The following is a 24,775-nucleotide window of genomic DNA, read 5'->3' as shown; positions in this document are numbered from 1 at the left end:
TCAATCTTCATATTTTTGCATTGCCATAATTGCCTTATTTGCTTGAATAAAAAGTAAAAAAATCAATCTGTCTTGTGAGAATATTCTTTTTTAGCTTCTTATGCTTTGTTTATGATGGTGCAATAGGTCCTTTATGCAATGAAAAATTAAGTGAAAAAGATAAAAATGGGGGAATGATTTTGCTCTTCAAATCTTGAAGAAAGAAAAATCAAAGATCTTTCTTTCAAATATTTTGGATAAAAATTGGGGAAAATATTTCTAACAAAAAAGTTTTTGAGAGTTCTTAAAGCTCTATTTACTAAAATAGAGCACACTTTCTCATCATTTGTTGCGATTCTTTTCAAAAAGGTTAATGAGGGGTAGGCGTTTGTGAATACGAAGGGTCATACGATCGACCAGGCGACCAAACAGGTTAGGAACGATAAAGTCTTTTCTTTTGTTGAACAGAAAGAGAGAATGGATACTTCTGTAGAAGTAACGATGTCGGATATTGCTCAAAAATTACGCACCGTTTATGCGCAAATGCAAATGAAGCATTCGCCTCGTTCTTTAATGCAGCAGAGTTCTGTAGAAGAGCATTTTAAATCTTACTTAGATGATATTAGTCGGGCCATTTTGGCTGAACATTATATACGTCGTCAAAGAGAAAAAAAGCTTTTCCAGTCTTTAGAGCAGATTAAAACAATTGTTCAAAGTTTGCAGAGTGAAAAAAAAAGCTTAGAAGAAGCAGCGGTAACACGACGGGTGTCTCGTTCAAAATCACCTGATTCTGTTGTACAAAAACTTGCTCACATGGAATGTGAGGGAAATCAAGAACGCTTATTACTTCAAAAGGTGCAAAATTTTTCGAAAGAAAACAGCATAATTTCACTCCAAACAAATGTTGAAAATACGTTGCAGCAAGAAAATAGAAGCCCTTTGCCCAGTGATGCTCTGCAATCTTCTTTTAAAAAGGTTGAGGGAGTAGTGAAGCATGCTGTGATAGAAGAAAAGGGGATGATGGGTGCTCAGGCATCTAATCATTGTATTGAGAATGATTTTTCTTCTTTAAGGACGCAGTCTCGGGAACATGTCTCGTTTTTATCTTATTTGGTAAAAAAAGGTGTTCTTTGTTTTTTAACCGTTGCATTTGTGGTAGCGATAACGTTATGTTTTTATAGCTTTTTAAAAGGAGCTCATTTTTTTTAGTTTTTATGATGTTGATGTTAGATGTGAAATGTATTGCGCATTCGTGTTTGTGCGGAAGCTGTAGCAACTAAAATTATCCTTTAAACACGCAACAGAGATTATTGGAAAAGAGGATAATTGGAGAGGATTCTCTAATTGTTAAAAAAACCTAAAATTATCTTGAAGGTTCTGTAAGTGAGTATTTATTTACCAATTGCTGAAATGTCACTCAATATGCTGATCTTGATTGGTATGGGAGTCGTTGCTGGTTTTTTTTCAGGCCTTTTTGGAATCGGTGGTGGGTTTCTCATCACGCCGTTATTGATTTTTTATAATATTCCTCCTGCTATTGCTGTTGGAACAGGTGCTAACCAGATGATTGCTTCATCTGTAACAGGAGCAATTACACATTTTAGAAGACGTACGCTCGATATTAAACTTGGTATTCTTTTGGCGATTGGAGGAGGGATTGGTTCTTTAATCGGGATTCAGGTTTTCTCTGTTTTGAAAAAGTTAGGTCAATTAGACTTAATGATTTCGCTTCTTTATGTGATTCTTCTTGGAAGTGTAGGAAGCTTGATGATCGTTGAAAGTTGGTATGATATGATGCGCAAGCGTAAGGCAGGAAAAGCCAATATTCGTCTTGCTGGTCGACATAATTGGATTCATCGCTTACCCTTAAAAATGCGTTTTCGGACATCTATGATATATGTTAGCATTATTCCAGTTTTAGGGATTGGTCTCATTGTGGGGTTGTTGTCTTCTATTATGGGAATTGGTGGGGGGTTCTTTATGATACCAGCATTGATTTATCTTCTGCGTGTTCCAACCAGTGTGGTGATTGGGACTTCACTTTTTCAGATTACATTTGTGTCTTCTTTCACGACAGTTTTGCAAAGTATGACTAATCAGTCCGTTGATATTGTCTTGGCTTTTTTGTTAATGCTTGGAGGAAGTATTGGTGCGCAATATGGAACACGGGTTGGACGGAAGTTAAAGGCTGAACAATTGCGTATGGCACTTGCATTTTTAGTGTTGATTGTGTGTATGCGTCTTGCTTTTCAATTATTTATACGCCCTGATAATCTTTTCTCTCTGGATATTCTTATGAGATAAAAATGGGTAGATTATTTTCTTTATACATCATTACAGGTTGCTTTTGTTTTATTTCTTTTTCTACATGGTCACATGTTGGGACGCCAGCTACATTCATTGATCAAGTTGACCACGAAACTGTCCAAATTATTGTAACAACGAATACGATCACTGTGGATGCAAATTTTGCTGGTCGTGATCTTTATATTGCTGGTGTTTTGGAAAATATTGATCCGTTATATTCTCGACAGAACCGTTATGATATTGTTGTAAGCTTGGAGGGACAAGATCGGACAATGGTGATGCGAGAAAAAAAACGCAATGCCGGTGTATGGGTCAATACAGATTCTCTTATTTTTAAAAAGGTTCCTCTTTTTTACTCTATGGTCACAACACGTGAAATTGACGGTATTACGAGCATTGAAGATTATAAACGCTTAGGGTTAGGATTACTCTATTTGCCATTGCAGACGGATGAACAAGATCAGAAAAAAATACAAATCTTTCGCGATGAACTTATAAAATTGCAAAAAGCTAAAAGCCTTTATTATGAGGAAGTGGGTGGGGTTCGTTTTGGTTCTGACACACTTTTCACAGCGCATTTTCGTTTGCCAGCAAATATCCCAGTTGGACATTATAAAGTTCGTGCTTATCTTTTTCGTGATGGACAGTTTATTGATAGTGCAACAACGACTCTTGAAATTGTTAAAGCACATATCACCTATACAATTTTTTATGCAGCGCACAAGTATCGTTTTTTATATGGTATTGTTGCAGTGATTATTGCTATTACTACAGGATTTTTGTGTCGTTTGATTTTTCGAAAAGATTAACGCAAGGAAAATGTTAAGGCTTTTATTTTTTATGAAAAATTCGTAAGATAAGAAAAATAGGCACAACAACAATAGCTCCTGTCATAGTTATATGGAAGAAATTTGTAAGCGTTATAAATCCTGCTTCCCATAGTGATTGAAAAAAATCTACTATTTTTTGTATGAGGTTTCGAGGTGTCCATCCCAAAAAATTCATTACGATGCCAATGAAGAATGAAAGAATAAGCAATTTTAGACTAACGCGGCTTAATTTTTCTCCAAGAAACGCATGAAAAGAATTTAATAAATTTTTTTTTCGCTTCATTCTAAGATACTTTCGAAGATCGTGTTTTTTATTGTATTATCATAGTACAACGATGTTATTATCATAAAGGAAAAACATTTTTTTATTTTTTCTTACTTTTTGAGTTTATCACCTTAGTCTGGTTAACGGTGCTGGTTTTTGAAATATACACATGTTTTATTGCATTTTTTGCGATATTTTCATGGCGCTTCTTTTATTAAATGAAGGGATATCCTTTCGTCTCGAGAATTTGTAGAGAAATTTTATAACGTTTCAGCATTTCTTATCAGAGTGAGAGTTCTAGTATATTGAAGATTTTGTAACGAACTTATTATTGTCGTGTATAGAAATAATATTTCAAGACAGTTTACTTAAAAAAAGACTATCTATTCTAATAAGGGTGTGCTTATATAGGTATTATATTTAGATATTTCAACCTTAGTGCATTGAAAAGATCTTTTTTTTTTCTGAAAAAATGTAAGCAATGAATTGAGTGTTGTTAAAGGAGCAAAGATATTAAAAATACGATGTGGAAAAAAGTTTTGTTATGTGTGGGTGCGTAAAGGAATATCAGGGGAGCCTATGCTCCTTTTATTTAGAAATAAAATATAATTTAAAAGCTGTTATTTAGCAGAGGATTATGGAAAAATTCAAAATTCCTCTTGTAGGGGAGGAGGTCATGTCGGTTGATGGGTAAATTTTCCTGTTTTGTTAAAATGTCAAATTGTTAGTAGAGCTCTTTGTTATTAAGGCGTTTAAGCTAACAAGGAAGAGCCTTTTGATGGCATAAAAAGGCGAGAGGAAAGAAGAGACAAGCTTACCCGACAAAAGAGAGAAAATAGTGGTTTTATAGTCTTCAATCGTAGGCGTTATGACATCATGAATAGGCTCTGTTATGGGGGAGCATTCATTGTATGTCAGAGTGTTTGTTGTTGCATGTTTTGGTTTGTCTTGGCTTATAGCCATGGGTAGAAGTCCGTGGTTGGTAAGTGGTGTTGTTTGAAGGTTTTAATAATACTTTGTTTGAGGCGCTTATGGATCATCTAACCTTATTATTAAGCATGTGCTTGTTGTGTGGGAAATTTATATAGTAAACTTTAAAAGGAAAAGTCTATGAACTTGAAGAAAAAAATATTACAAAATAGCAGCTCTCTTGTTTCTGCTCTTATGGCTTTGGCGATGGTTGCACAACAAGTTTCAGCAAAAACACCGGCTAATACCCTTGTGATGGCTTGGAATCTTGATGCAATCAGTACATTTGATCCCGCACAACTTAATGATGTTTATGGAAGTGAAATTGTTCGCAATGTTTGTGATAACTTGGTCAGTACTGCGACAGATGATCCTGCTAAAATGGTTCCCGCTTTAGCAACACATTGGGATGTTTCAGGTGATGATCACAGTACGGTGATTACTTTTCATTTACGTGATGGTTTGAAGTTTAATGATGGTCGATCAGCCAATGCCAATGATCTTCTTTGGAGTATGAAGCGGATTGTCAAATTGAAGATGGGTAATGCGGCAATTTTTAATGAATATGGAATTACAGAGCAAAATGTTGATGATGCTTTGCAAGCCCCAGATAAAAAAACAGTGGTGATGAAATTTGATAAGCCTTATCCAGCAGAGCTCATTCTTAATAATATTGTTGCAAGTCCGGCAACCGCTTTGCTTGATCGTCAGACAATTATGAAGCATGAAAAAGATGGCGATTTTGGAAATCAGTATTTGAAAAGTCATGCTGCTTGTGTTGGTCCTTATCAGTTAAAAAGTTGGCGCCCTGGAGAAGCTCTTTTGTTGCGTGCAAGCTCTCACTATTGGGGACAAGCGCCTAAACTGAAGCAGATTTTAATTCGCCATGTTGCAGAGCCCGGAACACAACGTTTGTTGTTGCAAAAGCACGATATTGATGTTGCTCGTGATTTGACCCCTGAAGATCTTGCAGATCTGCAAAAAACAACAGATGTTAAAATCGAAGAAGTGTTAGAACCATCTATGATGTACTGGGGATTTAACATGACAAATCCTATTTTTGCTAAGGAAAAAGTACGTTTGGCGATGCGTTATCTCATAGATTATGAAGGTCTTGGCAAGAAGCTTCTCAAAGGTGTTGGTGTTCCACGGGCCAGTTTTATTCCTCTTGGCAACTTTGGGGCTTTAGATGAAAAAGAGGGGCAACCCTTTAAACTTGATATTGCAAAAGCTAAGCAGCTTTTAGCAGAAGCTGGTTATCCGAATGGATTTGAGGCAAATTTTCTCGTATCAAATGCTCCTTATAGGCTGTTGGTTGCTCAGTCACTCCAAGATAGTGCCGCACAGGCAGGGGTGCGTCTTAAAATTGAGCGTTTGGCAGGTACACAGTTGTTTTCCAAACTTTATGCACGGGCTTTTGATACGATTTTTGTCGGATGGAATAACGATTCTGCGGATCCTCATACAATGGCTTCACGTCTTGTTTATAACCCTGATAATCGGTTTGAGGCAAAAAATACCGCCTATCCTAGTTGGCAGCATGGGTATTTTGATGCCAATATGAATCAAAAAGTTGAAGAGGCGTTATTTCAAAAAGATCCGCAAAAACGAGCGCAACTTTATGCTGATTTACAACGTGAACTGATGCAAAAAGGACCTTATGCGTTTATCTTTCAAAAATATAGCGTTATCGCGATGACACCTGATATCAAAAAGTGGGTTTGGAATAGTGCGCCACATATTTTTTATAGTAAAATTGAAAAATAAGAGTGTCTTCAATGTTGTTCAATAGATAAAGGGCATCGTCATGATATATTCGGCGTATTGTATAAATTTTAAGCTTTGCAGTGCGTCGAAGATCATAGGTAATGCGTGATATATTGTTGAGTGTCTTTTCAAGACATTCGTTTAAAGATATTTTTCATTCTCATTAGAGGTGTATTTAAGTGGATGTTAAGATAGATATTTCAATTTTTCTGAATTAGAAAGTGGTCAATTTATTTGTTAAAAAACTGAGTATAACATAAAGAAACGAAGTGTAACAAATGTCGCGGAATTTAGTAGTGCTAAAGGTGCAAAGGTTTTGCGATGTTGAAGGAAAGTTTTGTTATGGGGGTACACAAGGGATATCAGTTTTTTATGGTGTTTATATTTTCTTTTGCTTTGAAAGATGATGAGATGTCAATTGGAGGGAGTTATTTTACGGGGAGTGATGAAAAAATTAAATTTTCTTTTGAAGAAGGAATAAAAGTCGTTGCATTTGGCAAACTAACGAATTTTTCTGTTTTATCAAATCGTCAAATTGTTATGAAGACTCTTTGTTATTAAGGTACTTGAGCTAAAAGGGATAGTGCTTTGATGGTATAGAAAACGCCGGAAGAAATACGAGACAAGCTTGCTTAACAAGATAGAAAAAATACAGGTTTTATAGTCTTCAATAGTAGGCGTTATGATATCGTGATTAAGCTCTGTTGTTGGTGAGCGTTCATTGTATATCAGAGTGTTTTCCTTTGTATGTTTTAGTTTGGCTTATAAGTGTAGACAAGAGGAGTCATTGGCAAGAGGTGCTTGTTCTTGAAGATTTTAAAGTTTGGTCTTTAGGAGCCTATCGTTCGTCTAAACTTAAATTAAGCACGTTTTGCTGCATGGAGAATTTATACAATAAACGTTAAAAGGAAAATTCTATGAACGTGAAAAGAAAAATATTGAAAAAGGGCAGTTCTTTTGTTTCTGCTGTTCTTGCAATGGGGATGTTTGTGCAACAAGTTTCAGCAAAAACACCCGCCGATACGCTTGTGATGGCTTGGAATCTCGATCCAATAAATACATTTGACCCTGCACAACTCAATGACCGTTATGGAATTGAAGTGGTTAACAATATTTGTGATAATTTAGTCGTTTCTGCTACAGATGATGCTGCTAAAATGGTTCCTTCTTTAGCGAAGAGTTGGGATGTTTCAAGTGATGATCAGAGTACGGTGATTACTTTTCACTTGCGTGATGGTTTGAAGTTCAACGATGGTCGTCCTGCGAATGCCAATGATCTTGTTTGGGGTATGAAGCGGGTTGTCAAATTGAAATTGTCTAATGCGGCAACATTTAATGAATATGGGATTACAGAACAAAACGTTGATGAGGCTTTTCAAGCACCGGACGACAAAACGGTGGTGATGAAATTTGATAAACCTTATCCAGCAGAGCTCATTCTTAGCAATATTTCCACTAATCGCACTGCTGCCTTGCTGGATCGTGAGACACTCATGAAAAACGAACAAGATGGCGATATGGGAAACCGATATTTGGCCAGTCATTCTGCTTGTGTTGGTCCTTATCAGCTAGAGAGTTGGCGCCCTGGAGAAGGAATTTTGTTGCGTGCAAGCTCCAATTATTGGGGGGAGGCGCCTAAATTGAAGAAGATTTTAATTCGCCATGTCGCGGAGCCTGGAACGCAACGTTTATTATTGGAAAAACATGATATCGATGTTGCACGTAATCTGATGCCAGAGGATTTGGCAGATCTCCAAGCAACAACGGATATTAAAGTTGAAAAAGTGTTGGCGCCCTCCATGATCATATGGGGATTTAATGCGACAAACCCTATTTTTGCCAATGAAAAAGTGCGTTTGGCGATGCGTTATCTTATTGACTATGAAGGACTCGGTAAGACTCTTCTCAAAGATGTTGGTATTCCACGTGCAAGTTTTATTCCTCTTGGTAATCTTGGAGCTTTGGATGAAAAAGAGGGACAACCCTTTAAACTTGATCTCCAAAAAGCAAAGCAACTTTTAACGGAAGCCGGTTATCCGGATGGTTTTGAGGCCAGTATTTTTGCCGGTGCCTCTCCTTATCCTTTTGCTTTGCCTATTGCTCAGTCTCTCCAAGACAATGCAAAAAAAGTTGGAGTACGTTTTAAAATTGAACGTTTTGTAGGTACGCAGTTGTTTTCAAAATTTTATGCGCGTGGTTTTGATACGATTTTTTTCGGATGGAATAATGGCTCTGGGGACCCCCATACAATGGCTTCACGTCTTATTTATAATCCAGATAATCGGCTTGAGGCGAAAAATACAGGCTATGCGAGTTGGTGCCATGGGTATTTGGATGAAACTATGAATCAAAAGGTTCAAGATGCGTTGTTTCAAAAAGATCCCAAAAAACGGGCGCAAATGTATGCTGATTTACAACGTGATTTTATGCAGAAAGGGCCTTATGCTTTTATCTATCAGACATATGTTTCTGTAGCGATGACACCTGATGTCAAAAAATGGGTTTGGAATAGTGCACCACGTATTTTTTATAGTGCAATTGAAAAATAAAAAGGTATCAGGTTTATAAAATATAAAAAACATGGTCATGATATATTTGATGTATTGCAAAGCTCTTTAATACTTTGCAATACGTTGAATTCTATCGGGAATGGATTACTATGTTGTGTAGAGAATTTTATTTCAAAACATTCTATTGGGAAGAGAGGTTATTTATCTCGATAAATTCTACATGTATAGATATTAATATTTGATATTTCAATTTATATGTATAAAAAGTAATAAATTTGTTTGTTGCAAAAGACAGGTGTAACGAATAAAGCAAAATTTAGTGTTTCTGAAAAAATGGGGACTTTAAAATGTTTTGGTGAAAAAAACTGTTGTATGCGGGTACGTGGGAAACATCAAGCTACTCTTCTCATACCTCAGGTTACATTCCTTATGACTTAAAATATGATAATCTATAGGTTCGAAGCTGTTATTTGATACGGAGTTATAATAAAGTTCGAATTTTCTTCTGAAGAAGGGTGAAAATGGTTACGAAAAAATTTATTCAGGATCATCAAAATATCAAATTGTTTTGAGGCTTTTGAAGTAATTAGAGTAGCGCTTTGATGATACTTTTTAGAAAATCGCAAGAAGAAACTTGAAAAAGAAATCTTTTTAATGAAGCAAGGAAGGATTTTGGTCTGATATGCTCTGAATTATAAGTGCCGTGATGTCGTGTGCTATCGTGCGTGATAGCTTCATTTTAATCAGATCGTTTTGCGTTGCATATGTTCGTTTGTTCTATACGTATTTGGGGGGGAAGGAGCTTTTGAAAAGTGGCTGCTGCTTTTAGAGATTTTGATATTTTACCTCTAGGAGGCGTGTTTTCTAAGCATGATCTTATCATTTTTGCATGTTGTCACATGGGAAGTTATACAATAACCTTAAATTTTAAAAGGAAAATTCTATGAACGGGAAAAGAAAAATATTGAAAAAGGGCAGTTCTTTTGTTTCTGCTGTTCTTGCAATGGGGATGTTTGTGCAACAAGTTTCAGCGAAAACACCTGCCGATACGCTTGTGATGGCTTGGAATCTTGATACAATAAGTACATTTGATCCCGCACAAATCAATGACCGTTATGGTAATGAAGTTCTTGTTAATGTTTGTGATAATTTAGTCGTTTCTGCTACAGATGATGCTGCTAAAATGGTTCCTTCTTTAGCGAAGAGTTGGGATGTTTCAAGTGATGATCAGAGTACGGTGATTACTTTTCATTTGCGTGATGGTTTGAAGTTCAACGATGGTCGTCCTGCGAATGCCAATGATCTTATTTGGAGCATGAAGCGGGTTGTCAAATTGAAATTGTCTAATGCGGCAACATTTAATGAATATGGGATTACAGAACAAAATGTTGATGAGGCTTTTCAAGCACCGGACGACAAAACGGTTGTGATGAAATTTGATAAACCTTATCCAGCAGAGCTCATTCTTAGCCATTTTGCCACTAGTCGTACTCTTGCTTTGCTTGATCGTGAGACACTCATGAAACACGAAAAAAATGGTGATATGGGAAACCGGTATTTGGCAAGCCATTCTGCTTGCGTTGGTCCTTATCAGCTAGAGAGTTGGCGCCCTGGAGAAGGAATTTTGTTGCGTGCAAGCTCCAATTATTGGGGGGAGGCGCCTAAATTGAAGAAGATTTTAATTCGCCATGTTGCGGAACCTGGAACACAACGTTTATTGTTGCAAAAACACGATATCGATGTTGCACGTAATCTGATGCCAGAGGATTTGGCAGATCTCCAAGCAACAACGGATATTAAAGTTAAAAGAGTGTTAGAGCCATCCGTGATCATATGGGGGTTCAATGTGACAAACCCTATTTTTGCCAATGAAAAAGTGCGTTTAGCGATGCGCTATCTTATTGACTATGAAGGACTCGGTAAGACTCTTCTCAAAGATGTTGGTATTCCACGTGCAAGTTTTATTCCTCTTGGTAATCTTGGAGCTTTGGATGAAAAAGAGGGACAACCCTTTAAACTTGATCTCCAAAAAGCAAAGCAACTTTTAACAGAGGCAGGTTATCCGGATGGTTTTGAGGCCAGTATTTTTGCCGGTGCCTCTCCTTATCCTTTTGCTTTGCCTATTGCTCAGTCTCTCCAAGATAATGCAAAAAAGGTAGGGGTACGTTTTAAAATTGAACGCTTCGTAGGCACGCAGTTATTTTCAAAACTATCTGCACGTACTTTTGATACAATTTTTTTCGGATGGAATAATGATTCTGCGGATCCTCATACAATGGCTTCACGTCTTATTTATAATCCAGATAATCGGCTTGAGGCTAAAAATACAGGCTATGCGAGTTGGTGCCATGGGTATTTGGATGCAACTATGAATCAAAAGGTTCAAGATGCGTTGTTTCAAAAAGATCCCAAAAAACGGGCGCAAATGTATGCTGATTTGCAACGTGAATTTATGCAGAAAGGACCTTATGCTTTTATCTATCAGACGTATCACACGATAGCGATGACACCTGATGTTAAAAAATGGGTTTGGAATAGTGCACCACGTATTTTTTATAGTGCAATTGAAAAATAAAAAGGTATCAGGTTTATAAAATATAAAAAACATGGTCATGATATATTTGATGTATTGCAAAGCTCTTTAATACTTTGCAATACATTGGATTTTATCGGGAATGGATTACTATGTTGTGTAGAGAATTTTATTTCAGGAATTCTTATAGAAGATGTGTTTGTTTGGATGTTAGGATTGAATATTTTAACTTCTATTGATACAATTTTCGGATGAAATAATGACTTTAGACATCCCCATACAACGGCTTCAAGTTTTTTTACAACCCTGATAATCGATTTGAAATTAAAAATATAAGCTGTTCTAGCCGGTGTTATGGGTATTTTGATGAAGCTATAAATCAAAAGTTTAAAGATGTGTTGTTTCAAAAAGATTCACAGAAACGGGCGTAAAGAATTGAAAAATGGTAAGTTTGTTTAGTGAAAAAACAGGTGTAACAAATGTGGCAGAATTCACTGTTTCCGAAATAGCAGGGGCTCTAAAGCGTATTGTTGAAGAAAAGTTTGGTTATGTACGGGTGCGTGGGGAGATATCAGGGTACCGTGGTACTCATGCTTCGGGACATGCTTATTTTGCTTTAAAAGATGATAAGGCACGGTTGGAAGCTGTTATTTGGCGTGGAGTTATGGAAAAGCTCAAATTTCCTCCTGAAGAAGGGATGGAAGTAGTTGCTGTTGGTAAACTTACAACTTATCCAGGGTCATCGAAATATCAAATTGTCATTGAGGCTCTTGAACCAACGGGGGTTGGTGCTTTGATGACACTTCTTGAAAATCGTAAGAAAAAGTTTTTAGAAGAAGGCTTGTTTGATGAAGAAAAGAAAAAAACTTTGCCTTATATGCCTCGAATTTTAGGCGTTGTAACATCACCAACAGGTGCTGTTATTCGTGATATTATTCATCGTATATCCGATCGTTTTCCGTTGCATATTTTGGTTTGGCCTGTACGTGTTCAGGGGGAAACAAGTGGGAGGGAAGTGGCTGTTGCTGTTGAAGGTTTTAATGCTCTTGGTCCAGGTGGACTTATTCCAAAACCTGATCTTATTATTGTTGCACGGGGAGGAGGAAGTTTAGAAGATTTGTGGGGGTTTAATGACGAAGCTGTTGTTCGTGCTATTTATGAATCTTCTCTTCCTGTTATTTCTGCTGTTGGGCATGAAACGGACTGGACCTTGATTGATTATGTGGCTGATTGGCGCGCTCCAACTCCTACCGCCGCAGCAGAACGGGCTGTTCCTGTTAAGCTTGATCTCGAGGTGCTGGTGGCATCGCTTGATGCACGTTTGCGCAAGGGACTCGCGCGTTATTTGGATTTTTATCGACAAAAATTGCGTGCTACTCTACGAGCTCTTCCGACTGCCGATCAACTTTTTGCTCTACCACGGCGTGGTTTGGATGAAACTTCAAGTCGATTGCAGCGTGCTCTTTGTGTAAGCTACGATAAAAAACGTTTTTCTTTTCATGCACTTGGTGTGCGTCTTTCACTGCGTTTGTTAAATAGTGAAAAAGCACAACGCAATACAAAGGAATATACGGTACGTCTTCAGCGTGCTTTTGTGCGTAGTGTGGAAAAACAACGTGCTGGGTTAGAGGTAGTATCTAGGCTTTTAAAAAGCACTTCATATCAGAATATTTTGGAGCGCGGTTTTGTTTTGGCTTTGGGGAAAGAGAATAAGCCCATTAAACGCTTGGCTCAGTTTCCTGAAATGGGGCACATAAATTTACGTTTTTTTGATGGAGATATCAGTGTTGCAACACAAGAGCCTATTTCCGCTAAACGGTCAAAACACAAGCAGATAAAGTCGCCAAGCGATGATCAAGGAACTCTCTTTTAATACGGTTAATGCCATGCTTGCGGAAGGTCTTCTTAAGGGAGTAGATGGAAAAGTTCGTTGCGCATGGGCTGGAACGGATCCACTTTATTGTGCTTATCATGATACCGAATGGGGAAAGCCTGTTTTTGAGGATATTCGTTTGTTTGAGAAAATTTGTCTTGAAGGTTTCCAAGCGGGGCTTTCTTGGTTTACAATTTTAAAAAAACGCTCTTTTTTTCGCGTTGCATTTGATCACTTTGACTTTGAAAAGATTGTTCATTACGATGAGCTAAAGGTGAAAATGTTAATGCAAAATAAAGACATTGTTCGCCATCAAGGAAAAATTCAATCAGTGCTTAATAATGCACTTAGAGCACAAGAAATTATAACAGAGTGGGGAAGTTTGTCCCACTATTTTTGGTCTTTTCAACCACCACCATCAGAGCGTTATGAAAAGATAGATTTTCAAACACTGTTGGCTAACCCTATGACACCTGCTTCTCTTCGTCTTTCTCAAGACTTGAAGAGACGTGGCTGGACATTCGTTGGTCCCACAATTTGTTATGCTTTTATGCAGTCCGTAGGGATTGTTAATGATCATCTTGAAGGATGTTTTTGTCGATAAATTGGCAAACTGTCTTTTGTAAGAGTAATGATCAATAGGATAATAATTGAATTATTTAATAAATGTATAAATTATACAATTCCGCTGTATAAGATAATTGAAATATACAAACTATACAATATTAATGATTTTCTATTGTTGTTGGCACTAAAAACGATAAAGGTATAATTTTGAGGATGAAAAAACAGACGCAAAAAGGAGTGATATCTTAACTGTTATGTATCTGAAGTGAGATAATGGTAATGTCTTGTATGTTTTAAAGAAACATCTAGTTACACCAAAGCCCATTTTGCGATGCAGCTCATGAATGCTTGACAGTAAATCCATCGTGCACTCCATCTTTACGCTTATGAAGGAGAAGATCGGCACCATCACACATTTACTAGCTCTCAATGTTGTGTAACAGTCTTTGGCATTTATAATGCTTCAGAAGAGGTGTTTTTATTTCCGTTAGTGACATGACCGTTATAATTAATGAATATTTTATTCATGTTTATTGACGAATGCAAAGTGGTTTTTAGATGGGGTGCTGTTGTTGCATTGTTTTACTTTGCTTGTATGACTGTTGGTTTATTTATATGTAGGTCGATTGCCCAATGCTTACCTAGGCAATATAAAATGAAATGCAGCGATGAAAAATTGAAGTTAAATGACTCAAGCTGCTTGTGTTAGGTTTTATTATCTGATAACTTTCCTTCACTAGAGAGGAATTTTACTGCGTGTGAGCTCCAGTTTTGGGAGGATACTTAAGCTCAGACAGACTGGTATTCACTGCATTGCTTCGTTGAATCTCTGTATGTTTCCGCTGGAAACGAGAGTTCTATTGCGGTATGTTGCTTTCTGTTCTATTTTTATAGTGGTAAAGCAATGATGCACACTAAAGTTTAGAAGGGTTTGTATTCGTTATGTCTTTGGGGGGAAGCGTCTAATGAATTTTGTTTTTATCAATGGGAGAATGCATTTTAGTGTGTATTCTTTTATTGTAAGCTTTATTTCTAAAAAGATAAAGCGTGGAGGGAATGATTCTTCTCATTTTTCCTTTATCTTTGTTAACGCGTTTGGTTTTGTTGGTAAAAACGTAAAACTTTTGACACTTAGTTTTCAAAAGATTAAGCAGATTGTTGTGGGGGGTAGCGTTTTAGAAAAGATATTTTCTTATGTCTTTCTGCTGTTTCAGTGCCGTTTTGGTCATGTAGTAAAGATGCGCCGCATCTTGAAACTGAGTGTTTGAGGGGGATGACTATTTTTAAAGTTTGCATATTTTATTTTAAATGTCGCCTAAAGGAATAGAATAATGAATTCATAAATTTTTGCGTAATGATCTTTTTAAAGCTCACTATTTTTTTGGGCGACAAGGCTTGTTGATGATTAATAGGGAACTGATATAGTGCATTATCATATGCAAAGAGGTTATGAAAAGAATGTAATACTGGTTAGCAAAACATATATTGTATGTTCGCTATGGTTTATTGAGACGTAAGTCAATGAATTTATCAAGTAGATGACTCTGTGTAGGTGATTAGAAATATAGGCGATTAGAACGTATTTATTCAATGTTATAATTATAAATTTGCTATATTATTTCAGCGTCATTAATTGATAAAAAATAAATAAAGGGAAAAGTTTATGAACTTGAAGAAAACAATATTGAAAAGTAGCAGCTCTCTTGTTTCTGCTTTTATAGCTTTGGCGATGGTTGCACAACAAGTTTCAGCAAAAACACCGGCTAATACCCTTGTGATGGCTTGGAATCTTGATGCAATTAGTACATTTGATCCCGCACAACTTAATGATGTTTATGGAAGTGAAATTATTTACAATATTTGTGATAATTTGGTCAGTACTGCGACAGATGATCCTGCTAAAATGGTTCCCGCTTTAGCAACACATTGGGATGTTTCAGGTGATGATTACAGTACGGTGATTACTTTTCATTTACGTGATGGTTTGAAGTTTAATGATGGCAGATCAGCCAATGCCAATGATCTTGTTTGGGGTATGAAGCGGATTGTCAAATTGAAGATGGGTAATGCGGCAATTTTTAATGAATATGGAATTACAGAACAAAATGTTGATGATGCTTTGCAAGCTCCCGATGAGAAAACAGTGGTGATGAAATTTGATAAGCCTTATCCAGCAGAGCTCATTCTTAATAATATTGTTGCGAGTCGTGCAACAGCTTTGCTTGATCGTAAGACGATTATGAAGCACGAAAAAAATGGCGATTTTGGAAATCAGTATTTGAAAAGTCATGCTGCTTGTGTTGGTCCTTATCAGTTAAAAAGTTGGCGCCCTGGAGAAGCTCTTTTGTTGCGTGCAAGCTCTCACTATTGGGGACAAGCGCCTAAACTGAAGCAGATTTTAATTCGCCATGTTGCAGAGCCCGGAACACAACGTTTGTTGTTGCAAAAACATGATATTGATGTTGCTCGTAATTTGACACCTGAAGATCTTGCAGATCTGCAAAAAACAACAGATGTTAAAGTTGAAAGAGTGTTAGTGCCAACTATGATGTACTGGGGATTCAATACGACGAATCCTATTTTTGCTAAGGAAAAAGTGCGCTTGGCGATGCGTTATCTCATAGATTATGAAGGTCTTGGCAAGAAGCTTCTCAAAGGGATTGGTATCCCACGGGCCAGTTTTATTCCTCTTGGCAATGTTGGGGCTTTGGATGAAAAAGAGGGGCAACCCTTTAAACTTGATATTGCAAAAGCAAAACAGCTTTTAGCAGAGGCTGGTTATCCGAACGGATTTGAGGCAAATTTTCTCGTGTCAAACACTCCTTATACTTTGTTACTTGCTCAGTCACTCCAAGATAGTGCCGCACAGGCGGGGGTGCGTCTTAAAATTGAACGTGTAGCAGGTACACAGTTGTTTTCAAAAGTTAATGCACGGGCTTTTGATACGGCTTTTATCGGATGGAATAATGATTCTGTGGATCCTCATACAATGGCTTCACGTCTTATTTTCAATCCAGATAATCGTTTTGAGGCTAGAAATACAGCCTATCCTAGTTGGCAGCATGGGTATTTTGATGCCAATATGAATCAAAAAGTTGAAGAGGCGTTATTTCAAAAAGATCCGCAAAAACGGGCACAACTTTATGCTGATTTACAACGTGAATTAATGCAAAAAGGACCTTATGCGTTTATCTTTCAACAATATAGCGTTGTCGCGATGACGCCTGATGTCAAAAAATGGGTTTGGAATAGTGCACCGCGTATTTTTTATAGTAAAATTGAAAAATAAGTGTGTCTTTTTAGTGTTATCAAAGCTAAAAAGAGCTTAATCATAATTGCATGATGAAAATATTCTCCCATATAAAGCTCTTCAGTTTTTTTAGGATGAAACTGTGAGGGATATTTGTGTAGTAGCAGTATATAATTAAGATCGTTTATAGGGAGCGATGAATATAGAAAGTTATATTGGGGAGGATCTTTGTTTATGGTTATAGTCTCTGCATCCCGAATATAGACTGATGTATAAGAAAATTATTTTATAGATGCTTAGTTTGATTAAATGAAATTGATGTCTAATGCTATGCTATTTAAGCAAAATAACAATCACTTTGTGTGAAAAGGTAGAAGAATACAAAAGGAAGAGATAAAATGGGAAAACAAAGAATATTGAAAAAATTTTCTATTTTATTAAGCTCAATCGTTTTTTTTAATGGGGCTGTAACATCGGCATTCAGTGCCTCATCTAAAGATATATTGGTAATGGCATGGAATATTGATTCAATTAGTAGTTTTGATCCAGCGCAAACTGTTGAGGTTGTGACGAGTGAGTTATTGACGAATATTTGCAGCGCGTTAGTGCAATATGATGAGCATGATCCTACAAAAATTCGCCCTGCTATGGCAAAATCTTGGGACGTTTTAGACAATGGCAAAAGAATAGTCTTTCATCTTCGTGATGATTTAAAGTTTAATGATGGAAGGATGGCTACAGCGCAAGATCTGGTATGGTCGATGCGACGGATTATTAAATTAGGATTAAGCTATGCTCAATCTTTAATGGATTATGGGTTTACCAAAAACAATATTGAAACAAATATTCAGGCTCTTGATGATAAGACTTTACAATTAAAATTAGATAAACCCTATCCTATTCAGCTCATATTGACTGTTATTGGACAATCTTATGCTTCTGCTTTGCTTGATCGGAAAACAATTGAAGCACAGAGTATTAACGGTGATATGGGGAATAAATATTTAGCAACACATACAGCTTGTGTTGGACCTTATAAATTGGTGAGCTGGTCTCCAGGAGATAAAGTTGTGTTAGAGGCGACACAACATTATTGGGGCGATGTGCCTAAAATTAAGCAGATTGTTGTGCAGCATGTAGCGGATTCATCAAGTCAAAGACTTCTTTTGGAAAAAGGTGATGTGGATATAGTGCGTGATCTTTCTTCAGAGGATATTTTAGATCTTGAAAAAAAAGGAGGCCCAGTCAAAATTAGTCGTGTTTTGCGTCCGCAGATTATTTACTTATCGTTAAATAATAAGAATGCAATTTTTGCGAATGAAAAGGTCAGATTGGCACTTCGTTATTTGGTTGATTATGAAGGTCTTGGAAAAACTGTTTTGAAAGGGATTGCTATTCCTCGGGCAACTTATATGTCTTTAGGTGTTCCAGGTGCTTTAGATGAAAAAGAAGGTTTGCCTTTTCAGTTGGATTTGAAAAAAGCAAAACAACTGATTACTGAAGCTGGTTATCCTAATGGGTTTAAAGCTAATCTTTTAGTTGGAAGCCTTAGTTATATGTCGTCTGTTGCACAGTCTATTCAAGCCAATGCACGCAAAATTGGTGTTGAGCTTACAATTGAAAAAATGGCACAAAATCAATTGTTGAGCCGTGTACGTGGTGGAAATTATGATACTGCTATTATGGGGTGGGGGAGTGCCGATCCTGATGGACATCCTGCTTCATTAAATCACGTGTTTAACCCTGATCCAACATTTACAAAAAAGCACAATATGTATTTAGCTTGGCGCGCTGGGTATTATGATGAAAATATTAATAACATGGTGATGGATGCTTTGTTTGAGAAAGACCCCAATAAGCGTATCATGCAATATCGTACTTTACAGCATTATGTGCTAGAGCATGGTCCTATGGTTTATTTATTTCAGACATATTATACCGTTGGTATGGGGCCTGATGTCAAAAAATGGATTTGGAACAGTTATAGACTTTATTACAATGAAGCAGAAAAATAAAAAGAAGCATGTTATAGAAAAGGATTGTAGAACATGCTTAATAAGAGATTGTTTTGTTATATAAAAAAGTATTTGCTTTATGTTTTGTCGCTACAGAGGGGATTTTTATAATGGTTTTGCCACTTTCAGAGACTGAAAGAGCTGTATCAGAAAAGCAGAAAAAATTATTTTTATGGGATTTTTTATGCAAAGGATTGAAACTTCTTATTTCAGTTTTTATCACATTGCTTGGGTTGGTGACGATCACTTTTTTTCTTGGTCATCTTCTTCCTCTAGATCCGGTTCTATCTATTCTTGGTGATAATATTAGTCAGGAAGCTTATGATGCAATGTATTATAAGCTGGGTCTTGATAAGCCGTTGATTGTCCAATATTGGAAATATCTTCATAATGTATTTTTGTTTGATTTTGGAGATTCTTTAACTTCTGGGCGACCTGTTCTAGCCGATATTATGCGTGTATTTCCTGCAACATTAGAGCTTGCAACCGTTGCTATTGTTATTGGCACAAGTCTTGGAATTCCATTTGGTGTTTTTGCAGCAATGTATCGCGATTCATTTATTGATTATGTTGTCCGTGTTTTTACACTTGTAAGTTATTCTACTCCAACATTTTGGCTCGGATTAATGGCGTTGTTAATATTTTACGCCAAGCTTGGCTGGGTTGGTGGCCCAGGACGACTTGATTTTCTTTATGAATATTCTTTTGAACCAAAAACAGGATTTTTCCTTTGGGATACTGCAAGCCAAGGACAATGGGAGGCTTTTGGTAATGTTTTTAGTCACGTTATTATGCCTGCTTTGATCTTGGCTTTCGGTGCTATGGCTTATATTAGCCGTATGACTCGTGGGTTTATGATTGAGCAGCTTAATCAGGAATATATCATTACTGCACGTGTAAAGGGATTATCGTGGGCGCGAACCGTTTGGGGGCATGCCTTTCGAAATGCTGCTGTTCAAATTATTACCGTTGTTGCACTTTCTTATGCTTTTTTATTAGAAGGGGCTGTTTTAACGGAGACAGTTTTTGCTTGGCCTGGTTTTGGACATTACTTGACAAATGCTCTTTTAGCCGGAGATATGAATGCAGTTGTAGGATGTACTTTACTTGTAGGATTTATCTTTGTCGCCATTAATTTATTTTCTGATTTGCTTTATCGCATTTTTGATCCAAGGACACGTTGAATATGACAGTAAGTAATCATCATAAATCGCGATCATCATCTTCTTTGGGTAGTTGGTTAAACGATCCTGTTCCAAACTCCATAATTCAAGCGAACATACAAAGAATTTATCACGCACTGGCTAAGTTTTTTCATAACTTTTCGGCTGTATTCGGTCTGCTTATTATTTGTATTATTATCATATGTGCATTTTTTGCTCCTTGGATTGCTACGCATGATTTTCTTAGCAATGATCTGGGGCATCGGTTGCAGCCACCCTCTATGGCGCATTATTTTGGAACAGATGAATTGGGACGTGATATTTTTAGTCGCCTTGTTTTTGGTTCCCGTATTACTCTTTATGTTGTTTTTCTTACAACAGTTATTGTAGGTCCAATAGGGCTTATTGTTGGAACTGTATCTGGTTATATGGGCGGATGGGTTGATACTGTGCTCATGCGCATTGTCGATATTTTTCTTGCTTTTCCAGGTTTGATTTTAGCTCTTGCATTTTCAGCCGCATTGGGACCAGGGATTGAAAATGCTTCTATTGCAATTTCAATTGCAGCATGGCCACCAATTGCACGTTTAGCACGTGCTGAGACTTTGACAATACGTTCTTCTGATTATGTTTCTGTAGTTCGCCTGCAAGGGGCCTCTGCTTGGCGAATTATTTTGTTTCATGTTGCGCCCATGTGTATTCCTTCAGTGATTGTACGATTAACTTTGGATATGTCTGGAATTATTTTAACGGCTGCTGGTCTTGGTTTTTTAGGGTTGGGAGCTCAACTTCCAAGTCCTGAATGGGGTGCGATGCTTTCTTCAGGGCGGGAATTTATGATGACAAATTGGTGGTTGGCGGCAATACCAGGCTGTGCAATATTATTTGCAAGTCTTGCTTTCAACCTTTTAGGTGATGGTCTTCGTGATGTATTGGATCCACGCAATGGGTAATAAATTATTAGAAGTAGAAGATTTACGTATTTCTTTTCCTACAACGCGCGGCATTTCAGAAGTTGTGCGTGGCGTTAGTTTTTCTGTTGGAAAAGAAAAAATTGGAATTGTTGGTGAATCCGGATCTGGAAAATCGATGACTGGGCGCGCAATACTAAGGTTGAGTCCAAAAGCAGCCATTGTTAAAGCTAAAAAAATGCGCTTTGAGGATGTTGATTTATTGGCCGCAAGTGAATCTCAGATGCGAAAAATCCGTGGGAAACGTATTTCAATGATTTTACAGGATCCCAAATATTCACTTAATCCATTAATACGGATCGGGGAACAGATTATGGAGGCTTACCGTATTCATTACCGTGTTTCAAAAGCTGAAGCGAGGGAGCGCACCATATCTATGTTAGAATCTGTTCATATTCGTGATCCTGAACATGTGATGCGTCTCTTTCCTCATGAAATATCTGGGGGGATGGGGCAGCGCGTGATGATTGCAATGATGCTCATTCCAAAACCTGATTTAATTATTGCCGATGAGCCAACATCTGCACTTGATATTACGGTCAGACGACAAGTTTTATCTGTATTAGATGAACTTGTGACAAAATCTGGAACGGGACTTATTTTCATTAGTCATGATTTAAATATGATTGCTGATTTTTGTGATCGTATTTTGGTGATGTATGCGGGCCGTGTCTTAGAAGAGTTGCCTGCTTCTGATTTGTCTCACGCTTGTCATCCTTATACAAAGGCGTTGCTCGCGAGTTTGCCACGGCTTGATAATCCAGTTGATATTTTGGCTGTTCCTGAGCGTGATCCTGATTGGTTGTATAATCCTACGATTGTTAATGGCGTTGAGGAGGTTCCTCATGACAAATTGTGAGAATATTATTGATGTTTCTAATTTATCTGTAACTTTTGGGCACAGGCATAAGGCAGTAACAGTTGTTAAAAATGTTAATTTTCATATTAAGCGTGGTGAAGCTTATGGTTTGATTGGTGAATCCGGATGTGGAAAGTCAACTATTTTGAATACATTGGTGGGGCTTATTCCAGATTATAGTGGAAAATTCCTTTTTGCTGGACAAGAAGTTGAAAAGAAAAGAAGTAAGGATTTTTTACGCTGTATTCAAATGGTTTTTCAAGATCCTTATGCTTCGCTGCATCCAAGAAAAATGGTCCATACGGTTCTTTCTGAATCGCTCAAAATCCATGGAATGGATAATCAAAGAGAGTGGGTGGAGGATGCTTTAGATTCCGTTGGTTTAGATTCTTCATTTCTTTATCGTTATCCTCATGAGTTGTCTGGAGGGCAGCGTCAGCGTATTGCTCTTGCACGTGCTTTAATTATTGAGCCAGAGGTGTTGTTGCTTGATGAGCCAACATCTGCATTGGATGTGTCGGTACAGGCTGAAATTTTAAACTTGTTGAAATCACTGCGCGTGAGAAAAAAGCTTACTTATTTAATGGTATCCCATGATCTTGCTGTTGTTGCACATATTTGTGAACGTGTTGGAATTATGCATAAAGGGATTATTCTTGAAGAGCTTAGCAATGATGAATTGCGTAATCTACATGCGCAACACGATTATACAAAGGAGTTTTTTGAAGCAAGTATAGAGCCTATTGTCCATAGAGAGCAAAGAGCATGATCAATTTTACAGAAGAGAAAATGCAATTTTATTTGTTTTGAAGTTTCTGGAGATGTTTGGCGGCATTGTTAAGAGGGAAGGGGATAATAGGATTTTTTCAGTATGAATTTTCTGGGCAGTGTTTGAGCTGTAATATTTTAAATCCTATTAGAACTTCCATTTTGAAATATATGAGTGACTTATAACATACATCCCTTTGTTTGATATTATTGCATTATTTTTTACTTATCATTTTATGTTCAAAAGTTTTATTTTGGAATTTTAAGCATTAAATTCGTGAGAAATAAAAAAGATAGTAATGTTGTATTTTCTAGAAAAGCTTCTCATTATTTTACAATATCATTTTGTTTTTGGTTGTTCTCTTTTTTACAGTTTTATTCTTTATAAAAAGAATTTTTTGTAAAAAACAGCCAATGGTCAATGACTGTCTTCAAATATTTCGCTGTTCTCTATTTAAAAAAGCGCTTAAAAACAGCTTATAATAAACCAAAAAGGCAGCAATATGCTGCCTTTTTGTTAAATTGAATAGGCTATTTTTACAGTCTTGATTTAAAACTGATAGAGTATTCCTCCTGAAAAGCTTGCACCACTTATACCAGTTTTTGAAGCTTTTGTTGATAGCTGACATCACCATGAAGGGAGAGGTTAGCGGACAATTGTGGGCCACCTTCAACGGAACTTCCCGAGGGGTCACATTTATAATACTTATCAATATGGAATGTCTGATCATCACCAAAGGTTTTGATTAAGTTTACTTTTCCATAGAAAGACATAGGACGACTGTTTTCAGTGGCAATGGTTTTTGTCAAACGTCCACCAACACGGGATTATCCATTGAGAAGGATTTTGCATCTCAATGGTCAGATTATCAGCATCTTTAATGGTATCAAACATCAAATGTTGATAGGCAAGCTGTGCCTGCGGTTCGAATGTTACGCCTTGGATACCCGTTGCAAATTGTTTGCTAACAGTTGTGGAGATCGCCAACATTTTTGCATTTTTCAATTTTGCGGTTGTACTAATGAGGGCATTGGTGATCTTTCCCTTTAGGAAGACATAGGATAACAGCGTATCAAGATAGAAACTACTTGTCATGTTGTATGGTTCCATAGGTTGTGAGTAACCATTTTTCCACAGTACTCTTATTTGCATCTTGCATATCTTTTGGGGTGAAAGAGAGTTGCTCGTAGGTTCGGACAAGACCCAAATGTGTTGTAGATATTTTTTCCTTCTGCGCGACAAGGTTAATAGCTCCTTGTAGAACAGCATAGTGAAGATTAGCACTGCTATAACCATATCTACTAGAAGTACTTTATCCAATGGCGCCTTTACGCTTGTGGCAGAAAGCTATGATCCGTCATTGGGGCAAGTTGCTCTGGTTTTAAATGGTGAAGACGGTGTTCTCAAAAGTGGTGGTTCTTTTGTCTTAACCGCAGATGTTTTGGACAATGCCGGCAGTATTGGTTCAAGTGGTGATGGGGTTGCGCTCAATGTGAGCGCTGATCTGAGTAATAGTGGGCTGATTTATGCCAAGAAATCTGCCATTTTCTCCTTGGATGGGGATTTTATTAATAAGTTTGCCGATGTCATTGCTGAAGACAATCTCATCATCCGTGGCTTAAGTGGAGAGCGGGCTGGTCATGTGATCAACAGCTCGGGTCTTTTAGAAGCCGTGTCCGGCGATATGACCTTCGATGTCTCAGCGCTTACCAACATGCGTGAAGGTGGGGTTGAAGTTAGCGATAAAGTGGTTTCTCACAGTTACGTGCAAGGAGAATGGGAAAATATCCCAAATGTTGATAAACACACAAGGATCAAGAAAAATATCGACACTACGATCATTCGTCAGCAGCCTCATTTTACCAATAATGCGGCACAGATTTTGGTAGGGCGTCATCTCACGGTCCATGCCGGTGATATCCGCAATAGCTATAGTTTGATTGCTGCTAATGGCAACATTGAGATGCAGGGTGATACGCTGCTCAATGAGGGGCGTGATTTAATTGAAACAACCAAGATTGTAACTGAAACACGCTACAGATATAAGCAATGTAGTGCCACAAATCCAGCATGTATAGGGCAAGGTGCAGAAGAATGGGATGGTCCTACTTTTACCCAAACACTCAAACGCACTTATGATGCTGTTTA

17 protein-coding genes and 2 pseudogenes are annotated in these 24,775 nt (G+C 37.3%); 17 read left to right on the top strand and 2 right to left on the bottom strand.

The genetic code is table 11. The features are described 5' to 3' along the window. Positions 1 to 369: 369 nt before the first annotated feature. The 3 genes from ACFILT_RS06855 to ACFILT_RS06845 all read left to right on the top strand — a co-directional run bounded on the left by ACFILT_RS06855 (position 370) and on the right by ACFILT_RS06845 (position 3,095). The gene (locus tag ACFILT_RS06855) at positions 370 to 1,188 is read left to right on the top strand and encodes a hypothetical protein (protein ID WP_375679797.1); all 819 of its coding nucleotides are present in this window, start codon (positions 370 to 372) and stop codon (positions 1,186 to 1,188) included. 174 nt (positions 1,189 to 1,362) lie between these two features. Beyond that, positions 1,363 to 2,283, top strand: coding sequence for a sulfite exporter TauE/SafE family protein (locus tag ACFILT_RS06850; protein WP_375613503.1), 921 nt, complete (start codon positions 1,363 to 1,365; stop codon positions 2,281 to 2,283). Positions 2,284 to 2,285: 2 nt separating this feature from the next. Continuing rightward, complete coding sequence (locus ACFILT_RS06845) at positions 2,286 to 3,095, top strand: TIGR02186 family protein (RefSeq protein ID WP_375678711.1); 810 nt, start codon at positions 2,286 to 2,288, stop codon at positions 3,093 to 3,095. 22 nt (positions 3,096 to 3,117) lie between these two features. Here the strand turns inward: ACFILT_RS06845 and ACFILT_RS06840 are convergent, their stop codons facing one another. Next, positions 3,118 to 3,399 carry a DUF6460 domain-containing protein gene (locus ACFILT_RS06840; protein ID WP_375678710.1) on the bottom strand — a complete coding sequence of 94 codons (282 nt, stop codon included), beginning with the start codon at positions 3,397 to 3,399 and terminating at the stop codon, positions 3,118 to 3,120. A gap of 1,092 nt (positions 3,400 to 4,491) precedes the next feature. Here ACFILT_RS06840 and ACFILT_RS06835 point away from each other — a divergent pair. The 13 genes from ACFILT_RS06835 (at position 4,492) to ACFILT_RS06775 (ending at position 22,627) form a co-directional block, all read left to right on the top strand. Further along, positions 4,492 to 6,117, top strand: coding sequence for an ABC transporter substrate-binding protein (locus ACFILT_RS06835; protein ID WP_375679796.1), 1,626 nt, complete (start codon positions 4,492 to 4,494; stop codon positions 6,115 to 6,117). A gap of 342 nt (positions 6,118 to 6,459) precedes the next feature. Further along, positions 6,460 to 6,678 carry an exodeoxyribonuclease VII large subunit gene (locus ACFILT_RS06830; RefSeq protein ID WP_375679795.1) on the top strand — a complete coding sequence of 73 codons (219 nt, stop codon included), beginning with the start codon at positions 6,460 to 6,462 and terminating at the stop codon, positions 6,676 to 6,678. A 356-nt stretch (positions 6,679 to 7,034) separates the two neighbouring features. Next, entirely contained in the window at positions 7,035 to 8,666 is a 1,632-nt protein-coding gene (locus tag ACFILT_RS06825; protein ID WP_375679794.1) for an ABC transporter substrate-binding protein, read from the top strand. Between the two features lie 904 nt (positions 8,667 to 9,570). Then, positions 9,571 to 11,202 (top strand): ABC transporter substrate-binding protein, encoded by a 1,632-nt coding sequence (locus tag ACFILT_RS06820; protein WP_375679792.1) that lies wholly within the window; start codon positions 9,571 to 9,573, stop codon positions 11,200 to 11,202. Positions 11,203 to 11,602: 400 nt separating this feature from the next. Then, positions 11,603 to 13,033 (top strand): exodeoxyribonuclease VII large subunit, encoded by a 1,431-nt coding sequence (xseA, locus tag ACFILT_RS06815; RefSeq protein WP_375679791.1) that lies wholly within the window; start codon positions 11,603 to 11,605, stop codon positions 13,031 to 13,033. Then, positions 13,011 to 13,637, top strand: coding sequence for a DNA-3-methyladenine glycosylase I (locus tag ACFILT_RS06810; RefSeq protein WP_375678704.1), 627 nt, complete (start codon positions 13,011 to 13,013; stop codon positions 13,635 to 13,637). The genes xseA and ACFILT_RS06810 overlap by 23 nt, the downstream gene beginning before the upstream one ends. A 928-nt stretch (positions 13,638 to 14,565) precedes the next feature. Further along, a complete protein-coding gene (locus ACFILT_RS06805) occupies positions 14,566 to 14,868 on the top strand; it encodes a hypothetical protein (protein ID WP_375679790.1) in 303 nt (100 codons plus the stop codon). A gap of 395 nt (positions 14,869 to 15,263) precedes the next feature. Beyond that, the gene (locus ACFILT_RS06800) at positions 15,264 to 16,889 is read left to right on the top strand and encodes an ABC transporter substrate-binding protein (protein ID WP_375678703.1); all 1,626 of its coding nucleotides are present in this window, start codon (positions 15,264 to 15,266) and stop codon (positions 16,887 to 16,889) included. 359 nt (positions 16,890 to 17,248) lie between these two features. Beyond that, entirely contained in the window at positions 17,249 to 18,865 is a 1,617-nt protein-coding gene (locus ACFILT_RS06795) for an ABC transporter substrate-binding protein (protein ID WP_375632502.1), read from the top strand. 110 nt (positions 18,866 to 18,975) lie between these two features. Then, the gene (locus ACFILT_RS06790) at positions 18,976 to 20,049 is read left to right on the top strand and encodes an ABC transporter permease (RefSeq protein ID WP_375678702.1); all 1,074 of its coding nucleotides are present in this window, start codon (positions 18,976 to 18,978) and stop codon (positions 20,047 to 20,049) included. 2 nt (positions 20,050 to 20,051) lie between these two features. Further along, positions 20,052 to 20,981, top strand: a complete 930-nt coding sequence (locus tag ACFILT_RS06785; protein WP_375678701.1) for an ABC transporter permease — start codon at positions 20,052 to 20,054, stop codon at positions 20,979 to 20,981. After that, on the top strand, positions 20,974 to 21,858 hold the full coding sequence (locus ACFILT_RS06780) for an ABC transporter ATP-binding protein (protein WP_375678700.1): 885 nt from the start codon (positions 20,974 to 20,976) through the stop codon (positions 21,856 to 21,858). Before ACFILT_RS06785 ends, ACFILT_RS06780 begins: the two co-directional genes overlap by 8 nt. Beyond that, the gene (locus tag ACFILT_RS06775; RefSeq protein ID WP_375679789.1) at positions 21,845 to 22,627 is read left to right on the top strand and encodes an ABC transporter ATP-binding protein; all 783 of its coding nucleotides are present in this window, start codon (positions 21,845 to 21,847) and stop codon (positions 22,625 to 22,627) included. Before ACFILT_RS06780 ends, ACFILT_RS06775 begins: the two co-directional genes overlap by 14 nt. A 549-nt stretch (positions 22,628 to 23,176) precedes the next feature. Here the strand turns inward: ACFILT_RS06775 and ACFILT_RS06770 are convergent. Further along, a pseudogene (locus tag ACFILT_RS06770) lies at positions 23,177 to 23,927 on the bottom strand (autotransporter domain-containing protein); the annotation flags it as partial. Between ACFILT_RS06770 and ACFILT_RS06765 the strand changes: the two are divergent. Beyond that, positions 23,898 to 24,775, top strand: a pseudogene (locus tag ACFILT_RS06765) (filamentous hemagglutinin); the annotation flags it as partial. The pseudogenes ACFILT_RS06770 and ACFILT_RS06765 sit on opposite strands and share 30 nt — an antisense overlap.

The organism is Bartonella sp. AP7XZML, assembly GCF_042195745.1.
Classification (GTDB): Bacteria; Pseudomonadota; Alphaproteobacteria; order Rhizobiales; family Rhizobiaceae; genus Bartonella.
Note: the sequence above shows the minus strand (reverse complement) of the source record. Positions and strands in the feature narration are given on the sequence as shown.

What these genes read in the sequence shown, in the direction of transcription:
- ACFILT_RS06830 (WP_375679795.1), top strand. Translation starts at nt 6,460, where the DNA reads ATGGGGGTACACAAGGGATATCAGTTTTTTATGGTGTTTATATTTTCT.
- ACFILT_RS06820 (WP_375679792.1), top strand. Translation starts at nt 9,571, where the DNA reads ATGAACGGGAAAAGAAAAATATTGAAAAAGGGCAGTTCTTTTGTTTCT.
- ACFILT_RS06780 (WP_375678700.1), top strand. Translation starts at nt 20,974, where the DNA reads ATGGGTAATAAATTATTAGAAGTAGAAGATTTACGTATTTCTTTTCCT.
- ACFILT_RS06845 (WP_375678711.1), top strand. Translation starts at nt 2,286, where the DNA reads ATGGGTAGATTATTTTCTTTATACATCATTACAGGTTGCTTTTGTTTT.
- xseA (WP_375679791.1), top strand. Translation starts at nt 11,603, where the DNA reads ATGGTAAGTTTGTTTAGTGAAAAAACAGGTGTAACAAATGTGGCAGAA.
- ACFILT_RS06825 (WP_375679794.1), top strand. Translation starts at nt 7,035, where the DNA reads ATGAACGTGAAAAGAAAAATATTGAAAAAGGGCAGTTCTTTTGTTTCT.
- ACFILT_RS06840 (WP_375678710.1), bottom strand. Translation starts at nt 3,399, where the DNA reads ATGAAGCGAAAAAAAAATTTATTAAATTCTTTTCATGCGTTTCTTGGA.
- ACFILT_RS06795 (WP_375632502.1), top strand. Translation starts at nt 17,249, where the DNA reads ATGGGAAAACAAAGAATATTGAAAAAATTTTCTATTTTATTAAGCTCA.
- ACFILT_RS06775 (WP_375679789.1), top strand. Translation starts at nt 21,845, where the DNA reads ATGACAAATTGTGAGAATATTATTGATGTTTCTAATTTATCTGTAACT.
- ACFILT_RS06835 (WP_375679796.1), top strand. Translation starts at nt 4,492, where the DNA reads ATGAACTTGAAGAAAAAAATATTACAAAATAGCAGCTCTCTTGTTTCT.
- ACFILT_RS06810 (WP_375678704.1), top strand. Translation starts at nt 13,011, where the DNA reads ATGATCAAGGAACTCTCTTTTAATACGGTTAATGCCATGCTTGCGGAA.
- ACFILT_RS06785 (WP_375678701.1), top strand. Translation starts at nt 20,052, where the DNA reads ATGACAGTAAGTAATCATCATAAATCGCGATCATCATCTTCTTTGGGT.
- ACFILT_RS06800 (WP_375678703.1), top strand. Translation starts at nt 15,264, where the DNA reads ATGAACTTGAAGAAAACAATATTGAAAAGTAGCAGCTCTCTTGTTTCT.
- ACFILT_RS06805 (WP_375679790.1), top strand. Translation starts at nt 14,566, where the DNA reads ATGAATTTTGTTTTTATCAATGGGAGAATGCATTTTAGTGTGTATTCT.
- ACFILT_RS06790 (WP_375678702.1), top strand. Translation starts at nt 18,976, where the DNA reads ATGGTTTTGCCACTTTCAGAGACTGAAAGAGCTGTATCAGAAAAGCAG.